The 3297-nt window shown below is 67.5% G+C and carries 2 protein-coding genes and 2 pseudogenes; 2 read left to right on the forward strand and 2 right to left on the reverse strand.

Annotated features, from left to right (window positions below; genetic code table 11):
• Positions 1–91 precede the first annotated feature (91 nt).
• A pseudogene (locus AB0N07_RS50075) lies at positions 92–915 on the reverse strand (IS481 family transposase); the annotation flags it as partial.
• An 87-nt stretch (positions 916–1002) separates the two neighbouring features.
• Entirely contained in the window at positions 1003–1869 is an 867-nt protein-coding gene (locus AB0N07_RS50080; protein ID WP_365847552.1) for a nuclear transport factor 2 family protein, read from the reverse strand.
• 314 nt (positions 1870–2183) lie between these two features.
• On the opposite strand from AB0N07_RS50080, the gene AB0N07_RS50085 reads away from it, so the two are divergent.
• Both AB0N07_RS50085 and AB0N07_RS50090 read left to right on the forward strand, forming a co-directional pair.
• Positions 2184–3005, forward strand: a complete 822-nt coding sequence (locus AB0N07_RS50085) for a helix-turn-helix transcriptional regulator (protein ID WP_365847554.1) — start codon at positions 2184–2186, stop codon at positions 3003–3005.
• A pseudogene (locus tag AB0N07_RS50090) lies at positions 2972–3103 on the forward strand (IS5/IS1182 family transposase); the annotation flags it as partial. The gene AB0N07_RS50085 and the pseudogene AB0N07_RS50090, both read left to right, overlap by 34 nt.
• Positions 3104–3297 lie beyond the last annotated feature (194 nt).

Below are 3297 nucleotides of genomic sequence, written 5' to 3' on the forward strand. Positions count from 1 at the left end.
GGAAGCGTAGGAACTCCCATCATCGCAGGTCAGCAGGCACCTCTTCCTATTCCTCTGTCCACAGGCCGACTATCACGCGGTGGATCGAGGCTGAGCGGTAGGGGCGGGCGTAGGCCCACTCGTCGAGCAGGGTGCGGTTGAGGCGTTCGACCTTGCCGTTCGTTTGGGGTCGGTAGGGCCGGGTTCGTTTGTGGGTGATCCCGGTCGCCGCCAGGGCGTCGCGCCGGTTGCGGGAGCGGTAGCAGGCTCCGTTGTCGGTCAGGACCCGTTCGACGGTGATCCCGCATGAGGTGAAGAACTCTTGGGCCCGGGTCCAGAAGGCGGTTGCGGTCTCTTTCTTCTCGTCTGCGCGGTTCTCGCTGTAGGCCAGGCGGGAGTGGTCGTCGACGGCGGTGTGCAAGTAGCTGTAGCCGGCCTTCGAGCGGGTCTTGCGGCCTGCCTGCCGGCCAAGGGCCTTGTGGCCGCCCCCGTCGGGGATGTTGCCGAGTTTCTTGATGTCGACATGGATCAGTTCGCCGGGCCGGTCGCGTTCGTAGCGTCGGATGACACGGCCGGTAGCCCGGTCCAGATGTGCAAGGCGCGCCAGGCCGTAGTGCCTCGGCACCCGGTGCACGGTCGAGGGCACCAGCCGCAGCAGGCCCGCGATGCGGGCCGGGCCCCAGCGGCGCAGAACACGGACCTTGATGATCCGTCGCCCGGTGCGGGTCGGGGTTCGGCGCGGGCTGGTGCGGGGACGGCTGGAGCGATCGGCCATGGCTGCCTCACCGCCCTGTCGGTAGCGGTCGGCCCAACGCTGGGCCGTGGTCGGCGAGACCTGGAAGCGTTCCGCGGCCAGACGCAGGCGGCCGGTCTCGGTCAGGGGTGCATTGCGGTGGGACCCGAGGGCCTTTCTGTTGCCGCTGCAGATGTCGCAATCCACACCAGGCCAGAAGGCCCTCACCCATTTCAAGATCGGTCAGCCGAGACCTGCATCACTGTCCACAACCTCCCCGGACAGAACACCTAGTGGTGCGCCTCGGGGTCGAAACCTTCGGGAGCCCGGTCGAGGAACACGGTGACGGAACTGATTCGGCCATCCTCATCGAGCTGGATGACATCGGTTCCGGTGGCGAAGGATGTGCCGTCACCGTCACCGTTGCCGCCGCCGGTCAGGATGTCCCACTGGAGCCTGGCGCGGCGGTGGTGCACCTGGGGTCGCTCGCGCAGACGAAGCGCGACGGTGCCCATGTGGGCGGCGAACTGGCTCCGGAAGTCCATCAGTGCCTGCGGCCCGCTGAGGATTCCGACCTGCGCGCGGTACTCGACACCGTCGGCGAAGACCGCTGCCGCGAGCCGGCGCTGCTCCGGCTCGGTGCCGGCGTTCCAGAACTGTACGTACTGCTCAAGCTGCTGTTCGAAGCACTCGACGGCGCTCTCGGTGGTGGTACCGGTCCCGGGCTCGGGCTGTGCTGCCGTCTCGGCGCTCATGGAAGTCTCGCCGCCCTTCTGCGACACGTCACGGGTGGTGGAGCGGACACGGCGCAGCCGGCCGTCGGGAGCCAGCTCCCCGAACATGTAGACCTCGTTGCTCAAGCGGTGCCCTTTCCGCATGGTCGCGTGCACGGTGTACCGGGCAGCAACGCGGTTACCGACCACCAGGGTGTCGTGGACCTCGACCTCGCAGGAGACGGCGTTCTTGCGGGCAGGCCGGGCGTGGGCGACCAGCCTGCCCCGATCAAGGCATATCCCGTCGTTGTGCCACTCGATGTCCGGTGTGTGGTAGTGGTCGACGACGACGCCGGGGTCCTCTTCTCCCAGGATCTCCTGGACGTACGATTTCAGGTACCCGGCGAGATCCTGTGCCGGAGCGGGCGCAAAACTCTTGTTCATGACACTCCTTCGGGAAGCAACTCCTGCTGCCTGGGGAGGCGGATGGCGGACGGTGTGCGTGCGGCCGGCTGTGCCCGTGAGCCCTGTCGACGGGGACACCGCCGTCCGGTGCGATTCGGCCATGGCCGGTCCTCCTTCTTCCGGTGACTCTGCGCCTACGGGTCGTCCGTTGGATCTGTGCCTACGGGTGGCCCGATGGATCACTGCGCTACGAGCAGTGCTTCCGGCTCACGACTCTGCGGCCGCCGGGCGAGGGCTGTCGATGACCTGTGAGGTCATTGCCGATGTCCACGCGGCCGGGCAACCTGAGGGCCATGACGACCACCACCGAACCGGTCGGGGTGCTGCTGCGGCGCTGGCGCGAGCGTCGCCGCCGTTCGCAGCTCGACGTGTCGCTCGCCGCCGAGTTGTCCACCCGGCACCTGAGTTGCATCGAGACCGGACGGGCGAACCCGAGCCGGGACATGATCCGGCGACTGTGCGACGAGTTGGACGTGCCGCTGCGGGAACGCAACGCGTTCTACCTGGCCGCGGGCTTCGCCCCGGTGCACGCCGAGCGCGCCTTCGCCGATCTGGGTGCCGCGCGATCCGCGGTGGAGGCCGTACTGACTGGGCACGAGCCGAATCCGGCGCTCGCCGTCAACGTGCGCTGGGAATTGCTGGCCGCGAACCGTGCCATGGAGCTTTTTCTCGGCGACGTGGCGGAAGAGCTGACGCGGCCCCCGTTCAACGTGCTGAAGGCGACCCTGCATCCCAAAGGACTGGCCGGACGTATCCGGAACCTCGCCCAGTGGCGTGCACACGTGCTGCGCCGGGTCCGCCGCCAGCTGGAGCGGACGTCGGCGGCCGGCCTGGCAGAGCTGCTCGCGGAGCTGGAGGGCTATCCCGCCCCCGAGGGAGGCGTGGGCGCAGCTTCCGCGGATGGGCCGGCGTACGACCTGGTGGTCCCGCTGAGACTGTCGTCCGAGCACGGCGAACTCGCACTGCTGTACACCACTACGGTGTTCGGTTCACCGCGTGACGTGACGCTCGACGAGATCGCCATCGAGACGTTCTTCCCGGCAGACCCGGGCACGGCGGCTCTGATGCGGGCGGTGGCCTGCGAAACGTCGTCGAGCAGGCCATCAATCGCCTGAAGAACCACCAGGCTGTGGCGACCCGCTACGACAAGCGCGCCTACGTCTACCTCGGAACTGTCACCGTCGCGGCCTTGGTCATCTGGCGCCGCACATGATCCAGGAAACAGAACCTAGTAGTGCTTCGTTAGGTCTTTGCGTTTGTGCTGATCAAGAGCATGTTGGGTGTGTGGACACGCATGAAGTGAACCGGTTACGGCGGCGTTGGGGCTGTTCGTGGAGGATGTGTTCGCCTCGGTGCCGCGCAAGGATCAGCGGGCCAGAGGTGAGTGCTATCTGCGGGGGCTGATGC

It is taken from the genome of Streptomyces sp. NPDC051172 (assembly GCF_040682555.1).
Classification (GTDB): domain Bacteria; phylum Actinomycetota; class Actinomycetes; order Streptomycetales; family Streptomycetaceae; genus Streptomyces.

What these genes read in the sequence shown, in the direction of transcription:
- AB0N07_RS50085 (WP_365847554.1), top strand. Translation starts at nt 2,184, where the DNA reads ATGACGACCACCACCGAACCGGTCGGGGTGCTGCTGCGGCGCTGGCGC.
- AB0N07_RS50080 (WP_365847552.1), bottom strand. Translation starts at nt 1,869, where the DNA reads ATGAACAAGAGTTTTGCGCCCGCTCCGGCACAGGATCTCGCCGGGTAC.